Annotated in this window: 13 protein-coding genes and 1 pseudogene; 3 read left to right on the top strand and 11 right to left on the bottom strand. The window is 58.4% G+C overall.

Annotation, left to right across the window (positions count from 1 at the left end; all coding sequences use genetic code 11):
• Positions 1-575: 575 nt before the first annotated feature.
• From ACF8R3_RS05990 to ACF8R3_RS05980, 3 genes are all read right to left on the bottom strand, one after another.
• Complete coding sequence (locus ACF8R3_RS05990; protein ID WP_153302522.1) at positions 576-887, bottom strand: hypothetical protein; 312 nt, start codon at positions 885-887, stop codon at positions 576-578.
• Positions 860-1,486 carry an RHS repeat-associated core domain-containing protein gene (locus ACF8R3_RS05985; protein WP_392515205.1) on the bottom strand — a complete coding sequence of 209 codons (627 nt, stop codon included), beginning with the start codon at positions 1,484-1,486 and terminating at the stop codon, positions 860-862. Before ACF8R3_RS05985 ends, ACF8R3_RS05990 begins: the two co-directional genes overlap by 28 nt.
• Positions 1,487-1,798: 312 nt before the next feature.
• On the bottom strand, positions 1,799-2,578 hold the full coding sequence (locus ACF8R3_RS05980; protein WP_078479254.1) for an RHS repeat-associated core domain-containing protein: 780 nt from the start codon (positions 2,576-2,578) through the stop codon (positions 1,799-1,801).
• A gap of 1,355 nt (positions 2,579-3,933) precedes the next feature.
• Between ACF8R3_RS05980 and ACF8R3_RS05975 the strand changes: the two are divergent.
• A pseudogene (locus ACF8R3_RS05975) lies at positions 3,934-4,068 on the top strand (transposase); the annotation flags it as partial.
• Between the two features lie 222 nt (positions 4,069-4,290).
• The gene (locus ACF8R3_RS05970; protein WP_392515203.1) at positions 4,291-4,866 is read left to right on the top strand and encodes a DUF2780 domain-containing protein; all 576 of its coding nucleotides are present in this window, start codon (positions 4,291-4,293) and stop codon (positions 4,864-4,866) included.
• Between the two features lie 11 nt (positions 4,867-4,877).
• On the opposite strand, the gene ACF8R3_RS05965 is transcribed toward ACF8R3_RS05970, so the two are convergent.
• From ACF8R3_RS05965 to ACF8R3_RS05955, 3 genes are all read right to left on the bottom strand, one after another.
• A complete protein-coding gene (locus tag ACF8R3_RS05965; protein ID WP_392515201.1) occupies positions 4,878-5,576 on the bottom strand; it encodes an RHS repeat-associated core domain-containing protein in 699 nt (232 codons plus the stop codon).
• Positions 5,577-5,819: 243 nt separating this feature from the next.
• Positions 5,820-7,172 (bottom strand): APC family permease, encoded by a 1,353-nt coding sequence (locus tag ACF8R3_RS05960; protein ID WP_197844414.1) that lies wholly within the window; start codon positions 7,170-7,172, stop codon positions 5,820-5,822.
• 216 nt (positions 7,173-7,388) lie between these two features.
• Positions 7,389-8,270 (bottom strand): acyltransferase, encoded by an 882-nt coding sequence (locus ACF8R3_RS05955; RefSeq protein ID WP_058639069.1) that lies wholly within the window; start codon positions 8,268-8,270, stop codon positions 7,389-7,391.
• A 182-nt stretch (positions 8,271-8,452) separates the two neighbouring features.
• Between ACF8R3_RS05955 and ACF8R3_RS05950 the strand changes: the two genes are divergently transcribed.
• Positions 8,453-8,953 (top strand): ATP-dependent zinc protease, encoded by a 501-nt coding sequence (locus tag ACF8R3_RS05950; protein WP_058639070.1) that lies wholly within the window; start codon positions 8,453-8,455, stop codon positions 8,951-8,953.
• 51 nt (positions 8,954-9,004) lie between these two features.
• On the opposite strand, the gene ACF8R3_RS05945 is transcribed toward ACF8R3_RS05950, so the two are convergent.
• The 5 genes from ACF8R3_RS05945 to aceE form a co-directional block, all read right to left on the bottom strand.
• Positions 9,005-9,628 (bottom strand): glutathione S-transferase, encoded by a 624-nt coding sequence (locus tag ACF8R3_RS05945; RefSeq protein ID WP_326383297.1) that lies wholly within the window; start codon positions 9,626-9,628, stop codon positions 9,005-9,007.
• Positions 9,629-9,630: 2 nt separating this feature from the next.
• Entirely contained in the window at positions 9,631-10,296 is a 666-nt protein-coding gene (msrA, locus tag ACF8R3_RS05940) for a peptide-methionine (S)-S-oxide reductase MsrA (protein ID WP_392515199.1), read from the bottom strand.
• Positions 10,297-10,447: 151 nt separating this feature from the next.
• Positions 10,448-13,135 carry a bifunctional diguanylate cyclase/phosphodiesterase gene (locus ACF8R3_RS05935; protein WP_145253998.1) on the bottom strand — a complete coding sequence of 896 codons (2,688 nt, stop codon included), beginning with the start codon at positions 13,133-13,135 and terminating at the stop codon, positions 10,448-10,450.
• Positions 13,136-13,458: 323 nt separating this feature from the next.
• Positions 13,459-15,108, bottom strand: a complete 1,650-nt coding sequence (gene aceF / locus ACF8R3_RS05930) for a dihydrolipoyllysine-residue acetyltransferase (protein ID WP_078479251.1) — start codon at positions 15,106-15,108, stop codon at positions 13,459-13,461.
• A gap of 13 nt (positions 15,109-15,121) precedes the next feature.
• Entirely contained in the window at positions 15,122-17,767 is a 2,646-nt protein-coding gene (aceE, locus tag ACF8R3_RS05925) for a pyruvate dehydrogenase (acetyl-transferring), homodimeric type (RefSeq protein WP_058602988.1), read from the bottom strand.
• Positions 17,768-17,864 lie beyond the last annotated feature (97 nt).

Below are 17,864 nucleotides of genomic sequence, written 5' to 3'. Positions count from 1 at the left end.
ATTGCTACAGTAGGCATAACAGTTGATCCCCCCCCCCCCCGCCTAAAAGGGCTTAGGTTGTCTGGCGATTGAAAGCGCATCAGTGCAGGCGTATACATGCGGTATCCCAAACCTAGTAGATAGGCGCCGAGCTGTAGCTCAATGAACTCTCCATTGAAGCCTTGTAGTATTCGCTGGCTAGGGAATTTACTGAATATCCGAAAGGCAGATAGGTGTGAGCGTCTAGATCCCGGCCAGAGCGGTCATACAGATTGATGTTTCTTTGGTCCGTAGCCTAGCAGAAGAGGTGCTCCACTCCTATCGGAATTATGTTCTGCCAGACTATGTTTATCGGACCGAAAGAGGGAGCGTTGACGATGAGCGTCAGTGACTGTGCACAAGGTGCTGTGTTGGTAGAATAGATTAAGCAAGAAAGCCTCCATTGCCCTATGGGTCAACTACTCGTAAGATATTTGAGGCCGGTTGGGGCGTCATTGTTGTGTCTTGAAAAGGCTAAAGCTTTCTTCATGCTCAAATTTTTGTACTTTTCTTAGTATGGCACTAGAGCTGTCTCGAACCTATAAATTTCCGACTGGTCAGTCTTGCCTTACCTTTTTTTGTTGATCAATTGGCATGAATATTTTGGGGCGGTAGTTGAAGGGCACGTCCGGAGAGACACTGATTTGCGCATCGGTGTGATTGCGAGCGTCCTTTTTCAAGATTTGAATTTCAAATTTTCCGGATTTTTTATATTCACTCACGAGGTGAAATACGATGCCATCGAACGCTTTGATTGGACGGCCGGTAAAGTTGGCGAATGTTTGCCCAAAAGAAATCGAATTATTCTCGGCGGTGCTGGCTGAATAACACATGCATAACGTTATTTTTTTGTATTTTTCAGCAAACACGCCATTCTCTTGAAGAAACGCATTAAATTCCGCTGCACCCAGTCTTTCACTGCCCACGAGCGCCTCGCCTGGCCCACCATGAGCCTGGATGGTAAGCGACCTGCTAAAAGGTTTTTTTTCGCGATTGCCAGTACACCTAGTTTGTTTATCAGCGGTATGCCTGGGGCACGTCCGGAAGGATCGGATTTATTGATGGGGTCGTCTAGCACGTAGCAATAGGGATTGATGCCGCCAATGTCGAATGGGCTAAGGCTGTCAGCCGCCAAGTAACGCAACAGTGCCGGACTGTATAGCCGGTAGCCATTGCCGAGCGGGTAACCTGCCGATATTGGATCGAGCCGTTCACCGTTAAAGGCTACGAGTTGCAGCCCTGATGGCGCAGCGCGGTGGTAGCCGTATGGGGTATACACCTTGAGTTGGTCAGCTGAGTTAACAGCGTGCATGGCTGAGCCGTTTTGATCGGTTGCGAGCACTCCCGTAGGGAGCGTGCTGTTGAGTTCAGCCAGTGGCAGGACTCCGCCACGCAGGAGGACGCTGTGAGTTGCTCCTGAAACGGTATGCAAATGGCTACCAGAGTAGAACAATTGAGTGATATTCATACTCGTTGACATGGGAGACTTCCCGTCATGATTCACTGAGATGTGACCGATCATGGATCGGATGAGGGGGGAGCCGCTACTGACAAAAATGCTAGGCGCTGTACGAATCCCTAGAACGCCGACCCGCGCCCTTCGGACGGCACGTTCACAACGACGGGCCGAGACCATCATGCAGCCCAGTGTAAAAGCGACCTAGAGCGCCGGCAAGTATCTTTCAAAAGCCTCCACCAGGGAATAATGCACATTCAAATGTTCGGGAATTTGAGCAACCTCCGGTGCGGATGGAGTCATGGCGACGGTAGCAGCGTTCGTTTAATAAAGTAAATCAGTCCGTTGGTTAGGGTTTCTGATGGCTTGGCTGTTTGTAGTATGCCTCCGAGCTGATCTGATGGGTTCGAAAACTACCCGGCTGGAGTAAGCTGATTTACTGCCGGTCAACTTATTGAACGTAGACTCTTTTTCGATGAGTTTGAAATTGGAGTGGAGTGCGGGTGCGCGGATAAAGGGGGCGTTCACAATGTCTTTATAAGCAATGGTTTCGATGTTATAGTCTTTTGTGATTGATTCGGCCAAGTGTGCAGATCTGCAGCCTATGATATGTAAGGGCATTCCTTTCTTGAGTACCTTGGCATTGGTTAATAACGTCATTAATTCTCGATAGTCTACAGTTGTTCTATTGCCAAAGCCCTGCTCTCCAGAATGCGCCATTATCGTTAGAGCCTTCACCTCGGGGTTAACAGGGGAGGGGGCATAGAAGGCTTTGCCCGGGAGATTTTTGACTGGCAATAATGGATATTTGTAAGTTATGCTTTTACTGAATATCGTAAAGTGGCCCGTTGGATCGCTACCGTTAATCGGGTCGTTGAGTGTGAAGCAATAGCAATTCAGGCCCCCTCTGAAAAATGGGCTCTCTGTATCGGGGCTTATGAATCGCATTAATGCCGGGTAATAGCCGCGGGTGCCATTTCCTAAAAGGTAGAGTGTTAAAGACTTATCTATGGGCTCTCCGTTGAACCCTAGGCGTGTCGCGTTCGATGACAACGCTCGCCACTGCCCATAGGCAGTATAAGTACGTGTTTCAATCAACTCCATCTTTCAGACCTCCTGGATATTTGAGAGTACTTGGCGTCCCATGGACTATCAGTATCTTGATTGGTTTATGTCCATCTACTGGTATAAGTGATAGGTGAAGGATCGCTGCCTCAGCACCTGGTTTCATCCTGGCGATTGAGGGGCTAAAACAAAAGTTGCTTGAGCAAAATAAGGTCATCAGAAAGGTCACCAGACAGAGAATTCATGGCCCCGGTTTATACAGGGTTTCACCACGGAGCGCGGCCCCAGAACCTGATCAGGACGATTAAGCCCAGATCGTGTCTCTAGTGTCTGCGGAAACGCACGTCACTGTCGTAACTCCCGGCTACGCCGTCGGTTCCTTTAGGAGCGCTCGTTTCTGACCATCGAGCAGTCAACCAAACTGCCGGACTTCCGCCGCATGCTGTGGGGGCGACCGCCTATAATCGGTATGGTAGCTATAATACAGATTGCGTAATGTACTGTATCGGAACTCCAGCATTTTCAATGCGCTCAAGATTGTCTAGCGATACTGACTCCTGCCGGATCGCTTTATATTCAAGATATGACCTTGCTCGATGAAGCTTAGTGGTTGTTGTACTGTAGATTGTAACCAATCCTCGATAACCCTCTGTCAATTTTTGACGTGAAGGTATGGGTAACAAGGTTGGGCCGCGAATGGGGGCTGTGTCATGTCTGGCTCAAGCTTTATAGGTTTCATCTCAGTATAGAGCTTTGCAGATCTCATGCGAACCTCCTCGTCGTAATGGTGGAATTTAACCCAGTCGGCTGTTTGAACCTGTCTGCGTGGCGTACCCGTTTCAGCAAACATAGATACGGAGGTCGAGGTTCTTTTCAGGATGCTTCTTGGGCGTCCCGCCACACTTCTAAAATTGCCCGTTGGGTCTGAATAGTTGATAGGGTCTCCAGAACAATAACTGTACATATTGATACCCCCCCGTCATCAAATGGGCTTAAGCTGTCCGATGCATTGAAGCGCATCAGCATGGGACTGTATGATCGAAAGCCCTGCCCTAGCATGTGTAAGCTACTGAGTAGGTCGCACCGCTCTCCGTTGAGCCCAAGGATGGCGAGCTGGTGAGATTGACTGTTGTACTCGTAAGCGCTGTAGGCCGTTGTCACCGTGTAGGCTCCGCAAGGACGTGTCGGCTAAGTGTTCCTCACAGTAAGGCCATCCACAACTAGCAGAATTGCTAGACGCCACGCGTTCAAGCTGTGTTTCACAAGCCGACCTGTCCCAACACAAAGCACGTCTGCTTCTAGGCTCTGTACAAAATTCGTAGAAACCCAGTTATCTCCACGCATCCCCAATGATTTCGTACATTCCCCGGCCACCAACGGAAAGGAATCCTGTGATGGCAAAGCGATGCGAAATCTCGCATGAGGCCTGGGATGCGGTTTCCGATCTTTTAATCGAAACCCGTAGGCGTGGTCGGCCTCGAGTAAGTGACCGGCTGATGCTCGATGGCGTGCTTTGGGTACTTTGTTCCGTTGTGCTCGCTTTGAAGGCGGAACATATTTTTCGCCCCGTTACCATGGGTACTGCTTAGTATCTCGGCGATCTGCGCACACCGCTACTGGCAGAAATAACAGGGAGTGGCTAACGGTTCTGGTCGGAAAACACCCGCTGACAACAGTATCGGAACAATCTCCCAATTACCGAGTCAAAATCGTCGTTTCCCAGGCCATCCCGGCCAACGAGGTCCCTCCCGATGCAAGCGTTCACCCTGGCAACCCTGGTGACCCTCACCGCAAGCCCTGTGTTCGCCTTCAACCTCAGCGATGCTGCCAACACCGTCTCCGCCATGCAGAACCCGCAGCAAAAAGGCCAGGTGCAGTCGCCTGAAGGGCAGGCCAACCTGCTCAACACGCTGGGCAGCCAGTTGAACATTACCCTCGAGCAGGCCGTGGGCGGGGCAGGGGCGATGCTGGGGCTGGCGCGTAACAACCTGAGCAGCGACGACTATGGCCAGTTGACCAAGGCCGTGCCGCGCCTGGACCTGCTGTCGGGCGCCAATGTCCTGGGCGGGTTGAGCGGGCTGGGTGAATTGCTGGGCAATGACAAGGGCAGCCAGTCCGCCTTGAACAAGGCGTTGGGCTATGATGTGCAGAGCCGGAGCGACCTGGACAATGCGTTCAAAGCGCTGGGGATGGATACCGGGATGATCGGGAAGTTTGCGCCGTTGCTGCTGCAGTACCTAGGGCAGCAGGGAATTGCCGGGTCGTTGTTGCAGAATCTGGGTAGTCTATGGACTATGCCAGCAGCGGCAGTCACTCCGTCGGTGTGAAATAGCGTGCTTTATCGCCGGATTTGTTGCAGGCGTAACTGGAGTGCTTCCTTTTTCAACTGCACTTTACGGAGGCTGTGATTGATCGACTCAAGCCGGCGCCGATAATCGGGTAAGAGGTTATACGCTCGATAGTTGCTTCGAGTGACAGGGCTCCAGAGTTGATTGAGGTCGTTATTCAGTTCGTCATTAAATGTATGAAGCCGATTCATTTCGTTGATAAGTTTTTTTCGCTCTTGGTACTCCCTGTAATGAGCAGAGCGGTTCCTTTCAAAGATGGTGTCTCCCGCAAAACTCACGCTTTTTGCCTTCTGCTTCATTTTAATCGCAAGGGCGGCGGGTTGCTCGTGGCGCCTATTTGTTTTGGTAAAGATTTGCTGTTCGGCACGGGCCGATGAAACAGGCTTCAGCTTATTGATGGCCGCATTCAGTTGCGCGGGCGTCGGAGCACGCCCTGAGTCGTCTTGGTAATTGACGGGATCACCCTTGCAATAAATATAGGTATTAAACCCTCCTTCTAGAAACGGACTGAGGTCGTCTGGCCCTTGGAAACGCATCAATGTCGGGCTGTAGCAACGATAGCCTTGACCCAAGGCATACCCATAAGTAAACGGGTCGTATCGCTCACCATTGAAGCCAAGCATAGATGCAGGGCTTGCTTGGTTTTGGTGGTACCCGTAAGGGCAATAGGCACGCAGCGCTGCTGACACAGGGTTTGGCCTTGCAAGTCGGTAAGCCTGAGTCTTGGCGCTTTCGAGGCCAGGTACAACTAGCAGAATTACTAGTGCACGCCGCTGGCTTCAGACTACTTCAGGGGAGCTGCCCTGGCGTAGCGGCTCCGGAATTTCAGCTTCGCCTCGGAGATTGCCAGGACAGCTACGCGGCCCTTTCCGACCGGTCCGGCGCCCCGGCAAGGCCGCTCAAGGGGCCGCGCAGGCCGCGAGGTGATTGGGTCAGGCAGCCTCGGTGAAGTCCACCAAGCGCACCGGGCGGCGGAAGCCGGCGGTCAGCACTGCCAGGTATGCCAGCCCCAGCGCAAACCAGCACAGGCCAATCACCAAGGTCAGCGCCGACAGACTGGTCCACAGCCACAGCGTCAATCCCAAGCCCACCAGTGGCACTACGCCATAGCTCAATAGCCCTTTCGCAGTGCGCAGGCTTGCATCGTCCATCAGATGCGTCTTCACCACCGCCAGGTTCACCGCCGAGAACGCCACCAAGGCGCCGAAGCTGATCAGCGAGGCCAGGGTGGACAAGTCGATCACCAGCGCCAGCAGTGAGAACGCCGACACCACCACGATGGCGAATACCGGTGTGCCGAGGCGTGGCGACAGGTGACCGAAGGTGCGCTGCGGCAGCACTCGGTCACGGCCCATGGTGTAGAGGATGCGCGACACTGCGGCCTGCGATGCCAAGGCCGAGCCGAGGCTACCGGCGACATAAGCGGCAGTGAAGAAGTTGGCCAGGAACTGCCCGCCTGCCTTGAGCATGACCTCATTCGCAGCAGCATCGGCATTGGCGAAGGTGCTGCCTGGCAGCACCAGTTGGCTCACATAGGCCAGCACGGTGAACAGCAGGCCGGCGAACAGCGTGGTGAGGATGATCGCCCGAGGCACGTCACGCCGAGCATCGCGGCTTTCCTCGGCGAGGGTGGAGACGGCATCGAACCCCAGGAAGGACAGGCATAGCACTGCCGCGCCTGCCATCATCGGACCAAAGCCAGGTGCGCTACCGTCACCGTGCAGCGGCGCCAGCCAGTCGATGGGCTGGCCGTGGTTGAGGGTCTGCCAGGACAGCGCGATGAACACCCCAATGAAGACGATTTGCGCGCCCACGATCAGGTTGCTGGTCTTGGCCACCGAGCTGATACCGACCACGTTGAGAACGGTCACCAAGGCGATGCAGGCGAGGACGAAAGCCCAGGCCGGCACTGCTGGGAAGGCGATATTCAGGAACAGGCCGATGAGCAGGTAGTTGATCATCGGCAGGAACAGGTAGTCGAGCAGCAGCGACCAGCCCGCCAGAAAGCCTGTGTTCTGGCCGAAAGCCATGTGGGTGTAGGAGTAGGCCGAACCCGCGACCGGGAAGCGTTTGACCATGAAACTGTAGGACGCGGCTGTGAACAGCATGGCCATCAGCGTGATCAGATAGGCGCCTGACGTGCGGCCACCGGTAAGCTCGGTGACGATGCCGTAGGTGGTGAAAATGGTCAGCGGGACCATGTACACAAGGCCGAAGAATACCAGGGCAGGGAGGCCCAGAACTCGACGGAGTTGGGGTGGGGCTGAGCTTGATGGTTGGGTCATCGATCGATCCAGAGTTTTTTGTAGTTGTCTGTGATCGATCTTTATCCACAAAAGGGGTGTGTGACAAGAAGTATCAGGAGGCCGAAAAAAAACTTGGCGGGCATTGGCAGGCTGTTCCAGCGTCAAGTAGCCCGGCCGCCTTAATGTCCGATGGCTGTCATGATCCTTCAGGCCCCGGCTTGCCGGCGCTAGAGCCACAGAAGCAACAAAGTGCATTCATTCCCAACGCAACCGCCCGATCCGCTCATCCTTTTCCAGCCACAGCTGGTTCACCCACGCCTGCACTGTCTGACGGAAAACAGGATCGCTTTCGTAATCGCCCGCCCACAGCGCTGGGTCGAGCTCGCGCACCTGAATGTCGATAATTACCCGGCTGACACTGCCATTGAGCAAGTCCCAGAAACCTGGCGCCTTGTCGCCGGGGTACACGATGGTGACGTCCAGCAGCGCATCGAGCTGCTCACCCAGCGCTGCGAGCACGAACGCCACGCCACCGGCCTTGGGCTTTAGCAGATGGCGGTAAGGTGAGTGTTGCGCCTGGCGCTTGGCCTCGGTGAAGCGGGTGCCTTCCAGGTAATTGACCACGGTCACCGGTTGGCGCTTGAACAGCTCGCAGGCAGCCTTGGTGATTTCCAGATCCTTGCCCTTGAGCTCGGGGTGCTTCTCCAGAAAGGCCTTGCTGTAGCGCTTCATGAACGGATAGTCCAGGCCCCACCACGCCAGGCCCAGCAGCGGCACCCAGATCAATTCCTTTTTCAGGAAGAACTTGAAGAAGGGGGTACGCCGGTTGAGGCTCTCGATTAAGGCGGGAATGTCCACCCAGCTCTGGTGATTGCTCATTGCAAGGTACGAGGTGTCACGACGCAGGTTTTCGATACCGCGAATGTCCCATTGGGTGGGTGTGCACAAGGCAAAGATGGCTTTGTCGATTTCCGACCAGGTTTCGGCCACCCACATCACGGCTCCTGATGCACGGTCGCGCCCACGGCCAGGCAGCACCAGTTTGAACAAGGCGAACACCAGCAGGGGCCCGATCAACACCAAGGTGTTGAGCAGCAGCAAGGTGGCTGTAAGTATGCCGGTCAGCACGCGACGCATAAGGAGACTCTTTCTGTCAGAACCATAACGATCGGCAATGATAAGCAGGCTTGCGGACTACGCCAAACCTCCAATGCCCGGCGGCACGGACAAATGTTTCACATTATGTTGGTTAGGCTTTGGACCGCGAACCTGGGCTGCTTGTGCGGTCTAATCCGTAAATCGATCAAGGAACCTTGCTTGTGAAATCACTGTTTGCCGTGCTGACGTTGTTGACGCTACCGGTGGTGGCCGCCGAACCTACGCTGTACGGGCGCTACGAGAATATCGCGCTGCCGGAGATTGGCCAGACGCTCAAGGCCAAGATGGATACTGGCGCCTATACGGCGTCGCTGTCGGCCAAGGACATCGAGTTGTTCACCCGCCATGGGCAGGAGTGGGTACGTTTCCGCCTGGCGACCAAGGATGCCGACGGCAAGGTTTACGAGCACCAAGTCTCGCGTATCAGCAAGATCAAGGGCCGTGCCGATGACGAGGATGAGGGCGATACACCCGAGAGTGCCAAGCGCCCGGTGGTAGACCTGGAACTGTGCCTGGGAGACGTGAAACGAACCGTGGAGGTCAACTTGGTGGATCGCAGCAACTTCAACTACCCGCTGCTGGTGGGTGCCAAGGCGCTGCGTGAGTTCAAGGGCGCGGTGAATCCGGCAAAACGATTCACCGCTGGCGAGCCTGACTGCTGATCATCGTTGCCTGAGCAGGCGCATCGGTGCGGCCGCTCCACTGGCCGTCTGTCAGGCAGCCGGTGCCGTTGCCACCATCGAAGGCCGCGTGCTCACCTCGGCATACCAGGCCGCCAGGCCAGGCTGGCGTTCACGCCAGCCGAACGTAGGCTGGCGCAAGTCCAGGTACCCCAATGCGCAAGCCACGCCGATCGCGGCCAAGTCGAACCCTGACGTCAGCTCCGCCAGGTGGGCTCGCTCAAGGTTGGCCAGGCTGCGGCGGATCTTGTCCCCCTGCGCTTCCAGCCACCCATCCCAACGTTTCTCGACCGGTCGCACGAATGTTTCGTAGCGGCTCGAGACGGCCGCATCCAGAATGGCATCCGCCTGAGAGGCCAGCGTCATGCGTCGCCAGCGAGCAGAGCCTTCACGGGGCAGCAGCGGCAACCCCACATGTTGCTGATCCAGGTACTCGCAGATCACCCGGCTGTCGTGCAGCACGGTACCGTCCGCCAGGCGCAGCGCCGGAATCTTGCCAATCGGATTGCCGGCGTTGAGCTGCTCGTCCCCTTTGACCGGGCTGATGTTCACAGGCTCAAGTGCCACTCGGTCCAGTTGGCCGGTCTCGTGCAACACTACCATGACCTTGCGTACGAATGGCGACAGGGGCGAGTGGAACAGGGTCATGGTGCTCATGCTCAGTTTCCTTGCAAACTGGCCGGCATGCACACGCCCGTGCCGCCGATACCGCAGTAGCCGTCCGGGTTCTTGGCCAGGTACTGCTGGTGGTAGGCCTCGGCGAAGTACACCGTCGGTGCCTGGTCGATTTCAGTGGTGATTTCGCCGAAGCCAGCCTTGCTCAGTTCGGCCTGGAAAGCGTCGCGGCTGGCCTTGGCTTGTTCCAACTGTCCGGGGCTGGTGCAGTAGATGGCCGAGCGGTACTGCGTGCCGACATCGTTGCCCTGGCGCATGCCCTGGGTCGGGTTGTGCAGTTCCCAGAACATGGTCAGCAGTTCACCGTAGCTCACTTTGCTCTTGTCGAAGACCACCAGCACCACTTCGGTGTGCCCGGTCAGGCCTGAGCAGACCTCTTCGTAGGTCGGGTTCGGCGTAAAGCCGCCGGCATAACCCACAACGGTACTGACCACCCCCTCACGCTGCCAGAATCGGCGTTCCGCGCCCCAGAAACACCCCAGGCCGAAAATCGCGAAATCCACGTCCTCGAAGAATGGCCCAAGCAGCGGCGTCTCCTTGAACACGTAGTGGAACTCGGGCAGGCTCATCGGCGTTTCGCGGCCGGGCAGGGCCTGCTCCGCAGTAGGCATGACATTTTTGTTCACCAGTATTTCCGAACGCAGGACCATGGCCGTTCCTCTGTGTCTATTCAGTTGGATAGCGTCAGGGCCATCGCCGCCAAGTCCGTTCCCGATCACATGACCTGCGCGATCTGTGAGGACGGACCTGCCTGCGATGCAGCCCGAATGGTTTCTAGTGTGCCCGAGGTTTGCGCTGCTGTCAGGCGGCTGGGCCTCGCGGGTAGCGTTGCAGGCGCTCTGCCAGCTCTCGCCCCGGGATAGGCCGGTCAAACAGATAGCCCTGCCCGATGTCACACCGGTGTCGACGCAGGAAACCCAGCTGCGCAGGAGTTTCAATGCCCTCGGCCACCACCTTCAGCTTGAGGTTATGGGCCATGGCGATCACCGCCGAGGTGATTTCCATGTCGTCCTGGTTGTCGGGGATGTCCTTGATGAAGCTGCGGTCGATCTTGAGGATGTCGATCGGAAACTTCTTCAGGTAGCTCAGCGAGGAGTAACCGGTGCCGAAGTCATCCATGGCCAGGGTCAGGCCCAATGCCTTGAGCTCGTCGAGTTGCCGATGGGTGTCTTCACTGGCTTCGAGCAGCAACCCTTCGGTCAGCTCCAGCTCCAGTTGGTGCGCAGGCAAGCCTTCTTCCCCGATGATGCTACTGATCGAGGCGACCAGATCAGGGTCGGAAAACTGCTTGGGCGACAGGTTGATCGCAACGTGCAGGTTGCCAAGCCCTGCTGCACGCAGATCGTTGCTCATGCGGCACGACTGGCGCACCACCCATTTGCCGATGGGAATGATCAGACCGGTTTCTTCGGCCACGCTGATGAACTGGTCAGGGCGGATCATGCCCCGTTCGGGATGGTTCCAGCGCAGCAGGGCTTCCAAGCCCAGCAGCCGGCCGCTGCGCAGGCACAGCTTGGGCTGATAGAACACCTCCAGCTCGTTCTGGGTCAATGCGCGGCGCAGGTTGTTCTCGACGAACAGTTTGTAGCTGGCTTCGGCGTTGAGGACCTCAGTGAATACCTGCACCTGGTGCTTGCCGTTGGCCTTGGCCTTGTGCAGTGCCAACCCGGCGTTTTTCATCAGGCTGGTGGGGTCGGCACCATGCTGGGGAGCGCTGGCCAGGCCCACCGATGCAGTGACATTGATCAGCTGGTTGTCGACGAACATTGGTTTGTCGAGGGTGCGCAACAGTTGTTGGGCAACCCCCTGGCCGGCCTCCAGGCTGGTGTCGTCGAGCAACACGGCAAACTCGTTGCTGGCAAATCGGGCCAGGATGCCGCCGGCATGCAGGCTGTTGCGCAGGCGCCTGGCCAGGCTGATAAGCAATTTGTCGCCCGTATGATGGCCCAGGCTGTCGTTGATGCGCTTGAAGTTGTCGATGTCCACCAGCAGCAGGCACATCGGATTCTGCACATCCCGGGCGAAGCATTCGTCCAGGCTGCGGATGAACGCCGGACGGTTACCCAGGTTGGTCAGGTTGTCGGTGTAGGCCAGCCGCTCGATGCGCTGCTGCGCAAGCTTGCTCTGGGTGACATCTTCGTAGATGCCGATGTAGTGGGTCAGCTCGCGGTTGTCACCATACACCTTGGAAATCGACAGCTGCCCCCAATAGGGCTCCAGGTTCTTGCGCCGGCTCTTGAATTCGCCCTGCCAGCTGTTACCCATGGCCAGGCTTGAAGGCGAGTCGAACAGCAGCTCGTTGAGGTTCTCCAGGGCGGGCAGTTCACCCAGGTGACGCCCTTGCACTTCCTCGGTGCTGTATTGGGTGATGGCGGTGAAGCTTGGGTTCACATACTCAACCTGCCCATCCCGGTTCACCAGCAGGAAGGCACTGGCGCTCTGCTCCACGGCGCGTTGGAACAGGTGCAGCGCACTGGCCGCCGCACGGCGGTTGTGGTTGGTGATGACCTGGGCGAACTGGTCGGCCAGCTCACCGGCAAAGGCGATCTCATCGGACTGCCAGGCGCGTGGCTGGCCGGCCTGCTCCAGGCACAAGACGCCCACCACCTGTCCGTCGACGCGGATGCTGGCATCGAGCATCGCCTTGTTGCCAGGCCCCAGGCTCTGCATTAATGCACGTGTACGGGGATCGTGCCCGGCGTTGTGCGCGTCGATCGCACGGCTGGCATGCAGGGCCTCGAGGTAATCCGGGAAATGGCTGGCATCGATGGCTTCGGGCTGGCGGTGCGCTTGCACGTCGCTGTACCAGGCGGTGATCGGCTCAAGCCGTTGGCCTTCCAAGTGCCAGATACCGGCGCAGTCGATCTTGTAGATCTCACAAGCGCTACGGGTGATCAGTTCGGCGGCTTCGAGCAACGAGTTCTCGGCGCTGTAGCGTTGACGGGCCAGGCGCAGGATGAGGTCCTGCTGGCTGCGCACGCGCTCCAGGTGCTCGAGCTGCTCACGCTGGGCACGCTGGTTCAGTTGCAGGGCCAACTGCAGGCGGTTGTTGCGTGATTCCAGGTCACTGGCGGTCTCGCCCGTGTCTTCCGGGTGATCGTCGAGTACGCTCAGGTAACCACATAACAACTGGCGGGCATGCTGTTTGAAAACTTCGCCGACCTCCAGCATGCGCACGCAGGCGCCTGGCGTGTGCAGGGTGTAGCGCACGCGGTAATAGCCGCGTTGCGACAGTTGCAGCTGGATGTCGTCATGAAGTCGGTAGCGGGCCTCGGGTTCCATGAGGCTGGCGTAAGGGGCATCGACCAGCGCGCAGAGGTCACTGGCATGAACGCCGAACTGGCGCTCGCAGGCTGGGTCCAGGTAGAGCAGCGACCAACTGGCTTCGTTGAGCCTTTCGAAGCGCAGCATGCCCAACCGCGAGGGCACGGGTAACTGCGTGACGACCTCGCCCGTCACACGGTTGCCAGCATCGGGTTGGCTTTTCATCGAAGACTCGCTTGAAGAGGGAACGCGCCCGTTGGACCGCGTCGAATCTGGCAAGGTTGCATCATGTCCCTATAGCTGGCAAGCGGCCATGTACGAAGCTGTAACAAGGTTATCGGCCGACGCCACGAAATCTGTAGGACGGCTGTTGAGTGCGGGTTTGCAGCGATGCTCGGCAACGCGGCCGTGCGCCGGGGCCATCCTGTTCCCGCTCAGCGCCTACTTTGCTTCAGGCAAAAAAAGCCCCGTCAATCGACGGGGTTGAGGTACGAGCGTGGCAGCTCGAAAAAGAAGCTGCCCCTCACCAGGAGGGGCAGTGCGCTGCCTTACAGCAGCATGGTGCGGATATCGCCCAGCACATCGCCCAGACGCTTGGTGAAGCGCGCAGCGGCGGCGCCGTTGATCACACGGTGATCGTACGACAGCGACAGCGGCAGCATCAGCTTGGGCTGGAAGGCCTTGCCGTCCCAGACAGGCTGCATGGTCGCCTTGGAGACGCCCAGGATGGCCACCTCGGGGGCGTTGACGATCGGCGTGAAGCCGGTGCCGCCAATGTGACCAAGGCTGGAGATGGTGAAGCAGGCGCCCTGCATCTCGTCCGCCGACAGCTTCTTGGTGCGCGCCTTCTCGGCCAGGGCAGCCGCTTCGGCAGCCAGCTGCAGCAGGCTCTTCTGGTCGACGTTCTTGATTACCGGTACCAGCAGGCCATCGGGCGTGTCCACGGCAAAACCGATGTGCACGTATTTCTTGCGGATGACCGCTTTGCCGCTTGGTGCCAGCGAGCTGTTGAAGTCTGGCAGTTCCTTGAGCAGGAAGGCGCAGGCCTTGAGCAGCAGCGGCAGGACGGTCAGCTTGACGCCGGCCTTTTCTGCGACGGCTTTCTGGGCAACCCGGAAGGCTTCGAGCTCAGTGATGTCAGCCGAGTCGAACTGGGTCACGTGCGGCACGTTCAGCCAGCTGCGGTGCAGGTTGGCAGCACCGACCTGCATCAGGCGGGTCATGGCCACTTCTTCGACTTCACCGAACTTGCTGAAATCGACTACCGGAATTGGCGGAATGCCAGCGCCGCCGGTTGCACCGGCAGCTGCCGGCGCTTCCTTGGCCTTCTGCATCATGGCCTTGACGTAAACCTGCACGTCTTCTTTCAGGATGCGGCCGTGTGGGCCGGTCGCTGCCACGGCACCGAGCTCTACGCCGAACTCACGGGCCAGCTGACGCACGGCTGGGCCGGCATGCACCTTGGCGTTGTTGCCGGCAGCCGGGGCGGTTGCAGCTGGCGCAGGCGCAGCGGCAGCCGGGGCAGCAGCGGCAGGGGCAGCGGCGGGTGCGGCTTCGGTCTTGGCCGGTGCAGCGGCGGCTGGAGCCTGCGCTGGGGCAGGCGCTGCACCTGCAATTTCCAGCTTGAGGATCAGGTCGCCGGTGCCCACTTCGTCATCAAGCTTGGCAATGACTTCCTTGACCACGCCAGCGGCAGGCGAAGGGATTTCCATGGAGGCCTTGTCGGACTCCAGGGTGATCAGCGACTGATCGGCTTCGACGGTATCGCCTGCCTTGACCAGCACTTCGATGATCTTGGCCTTACCCGACGAGCCAATGTCCGGCACGTGGATGTCCTGCACGCTAGCGGCAGCCGGAGCGGCAGCGGATGCTGGCGCGGCCTCGGCAGCAGGTGCCGGTGCGGCCGCTTCGGCCTGTGCTGGCTTCTGTTCGGCCGCAGGTGCCTCAGGGGCCGCATCAGCGGCACCCTCGGCTTCCAGAACCAGGAGTTCGTCGCCTTCTTTCAGGCGATCACCCAGCTTGACTTTCAGTTCCTTGACGATGCCGGCCTTTGGCGCCGGAATCTCCATGGAGGCCTTGTCGGACTCCAGGGTCAGCAGGCTTTGGTCAGCCTCGATACGGTCACCGACCTTGACGAACAGCTCGATGATTTCACCTTCACCGCTGCCGATGTCAGGTACGCGAATGAGTTCGCTCACTTAAAAATACTCCTCAGCAGTCCAATGGGTTGCGCTTGTCCGGGTCGATGCCGAACTTGACGATGGCGTCAGCCACAACCTTGGGTTCGATCTCGCCACGGTCAGCCAGCGCTTCCAGGGCAGCCAGTACCACGAAGTGACGGTCTACTTCGAAGAAGTGACGCAGCTTCTTGCGGCTGTCGCTGCGACCGTAACCGTCGGTACCCAGGACCTTGAACTCTTTGCTCGGCACCCACTGGCGGATCTGCTCGGCGAACAGCTTCATGTAGTCGGTGGAAGCGATGACTGGCCCCTTGCGGCCGCTCAGGCACTGCTCGACGTAGGTCTGCTGTGGCTTCTGGCCAGGCTTGAGGCGGTTGGCACGTTCCACGGCCAGGCCGTCGCGACGCAGTTCGTTGAAGCTGGTGACGCTCCACACGTCGGCACCGACGTTGAACTCTTCACGCAGAATCTTCGCCGCTTCGCGCACTTCGCGCAGGATGGTGCCCGAACCCATCAGCTGCACGTGGTGTGCGGCTTCGCGAGTGTCTTCCTCGAGCAGGTACATACCCTTGATGATGCCTTCCTCGGCACCGGCCGGAATGGCTGGCTGCTGGTAGGACTCGTTCATCACGGTGATGTAGTAGAAGATGTCCTGTTGTTCTTCGGTCATCTTCTTCATGCCGTCCTGGATGATCACCGCCAGCTCGTAGCCGTAGGTCGGGTCATAGGTGCGGCAGTTCGGGATGGTACCGGCCATCATGTGGCTGTGACCGTCCTCGTGCTGCAGGCCTTCGCCGTTGAGCGTGGTACGGCCGGCGGTGCCGCCGATCAGGAAGCCACGGGTACGGCTGTCGCCAGCGGCCCAGGCCAGGTCGCCGATACGCTGGAAGCCGAACATCGAGTAGAAGATGTAGAACGGCAGCATCGGCTGGTTGTGGCAGCTGTACGAAGTACCGGCAGCGATGAACGACGACATGGCGCCGGCTTCGTTGATGCCTTCTTCGAGGATCTGGCCTTTCTTGTCCTCGCGGTAGAACATCACCTGGTCCTTGTCGACCGGCTCGTAGAGCTGGCCAACCGACGAGTAGATGCCCAGCTGGCGGAACATGCCTTCCATGCCGAAAGTACGGGCTTCGTCAGGGATGATCGGCACGATGCGCTGACCGATTTCCTTGTCCTTGACCAACTGCGCCAGGATCCGCACGAACGCCATGGTAGTGGAAATTTCGCGGTCGCCCGAGCCGTCCAGGATCGCCTTGAGGGTTTCCAGAGGCGGGGTTGGCACGCTGAAGCTCTTGGCGCGGCGCTGGGGCACGAAGCCGCCCAGGGCTGCACGGCGCTCGGCCAGGTAACGGGCCTCGGCAGAACCTTCTTCGGGCTTGTAGAACGGCAGGTTCTCCAGGTCCGCATCCTTGACGGGAATATCGAAGCGGTCACGGAAGTGACGCAGGCTGTCGACATCGACCTTCTTGGTGTTGTGCGCGGTGTTCTTGGCTTCGCCGGCACCGGTACCGTAACCCTTGATGGTCTTGGCCAGGATGACGGTAGGCTGGTCCTTGTGGTTGACCGCCTGGTGGTAGGCCGCATAGACCTTGTACGGGTCGTGGCCGCCACGGTTGAGCTTCCAGATCTCGTCGTCGGACAGGTCTTCGACCATGGCCTTGAGTTCTGGGGTGTTGAAGAAGTGCTCACGCACGTAAGCGCCGTCTTTGGCCTTGTAGTTCTGGTACTCGCCGTCGATGACTTCGTCCATACGGCGTTGCAGGGCACCGTTGGTGTCCTTGGCCAGCAGCGGATCCCAGAAGCGACCCCAGACCACTTTGTTGACGTTCCAGCCACCGCCTCGGAACACGCCCTCGAGTTCCTGGATGATCTTGCCGTTGCCGCGAACCGGGCCGTCGAGGCGCTGCAGGTTGCAGTTGATGACGAAGATCAGGTTGTCCAGCTTCTCGCGGCCGGCCAGGGCGATTGCGCCCAGGGATTCGGGCTCGTCGCACTCACCGTCGCCCATGAAGCACCAGACTTTCTGCTTGCCTGCCGGAATGAACCCACGGGCTTCCAGGTACTTCATGAAGCGTGCCTGGTAGATAGCCTGGATTGGGCCCAGACCCATCGAAACGGTCGGGAACTGCCAGAAGTCAGGCATCAGCCAGGGGTGTGGGTACGAGGACAGGCCGTTGCCATCGACTTCCTGGCGGAAGTTGTTCATCTGCTCTTCGCTGATGCGGCCTTCCATGAAGGCGCGGGCGTAGACGCCCGGCGAGGCGTGGCCCTGGAAGAAGATCAGGTCGCCGCCGTGCTCTTCGGTCGGCGCCTGGAAGAAGTAGTTGAAGCCGATGTCGTACAGGGTAGCGCTGGAGGCGAAGCTGGAGATGTGTCCGCCCAGGTCCGAGTCTTTCAGGTTGGTGCGCACGACCATGGCCAGGGCGTTCCAACGCACCATCGAGCGAATGCGGCGTTCCATGAACAGGTCGCCAGGCATGCGTGCTTCGTGGGTGACAGGGATGGTGTTGCGGTATGGCGTGGTGATCGCATATGGCAGCTGGGAGCCACTGCGGGTGGCCAGCTCGCCCATACGGGTCATCAGGTAATGAGCGCGGTCTTCGCCTTCTTTGTCGAGGACCGACTCCAGGGCATCCAGCCATTCCTGGGTTTCGATTGGATCGAGGTCTTGCATGGCTTGCTCCAGGGCGGAAAGGCAACCAGAATCGATTGCCTGAGATTGCGACTGGCCTTATGGGCAGACGTCGTGAATTCTTGGATTACCGGGATCT

This window comes from Pseudomonas sp. FYR_7 (assembly GCF_043106155.1).
Taxonomy (GTDB): Bacteria; Pseudomonadota; Gammaproteobacteria; order Pseudomonadales; family Pseudomonadaceae; genus Aquipseudomonas; species Aquipseudomonas parafulva_B.
The sequence above is the reverse complement of the archived record's forward strand: the minus strand, read 5'-3'. Positions and strand labels throughout refer to the sequence as shown.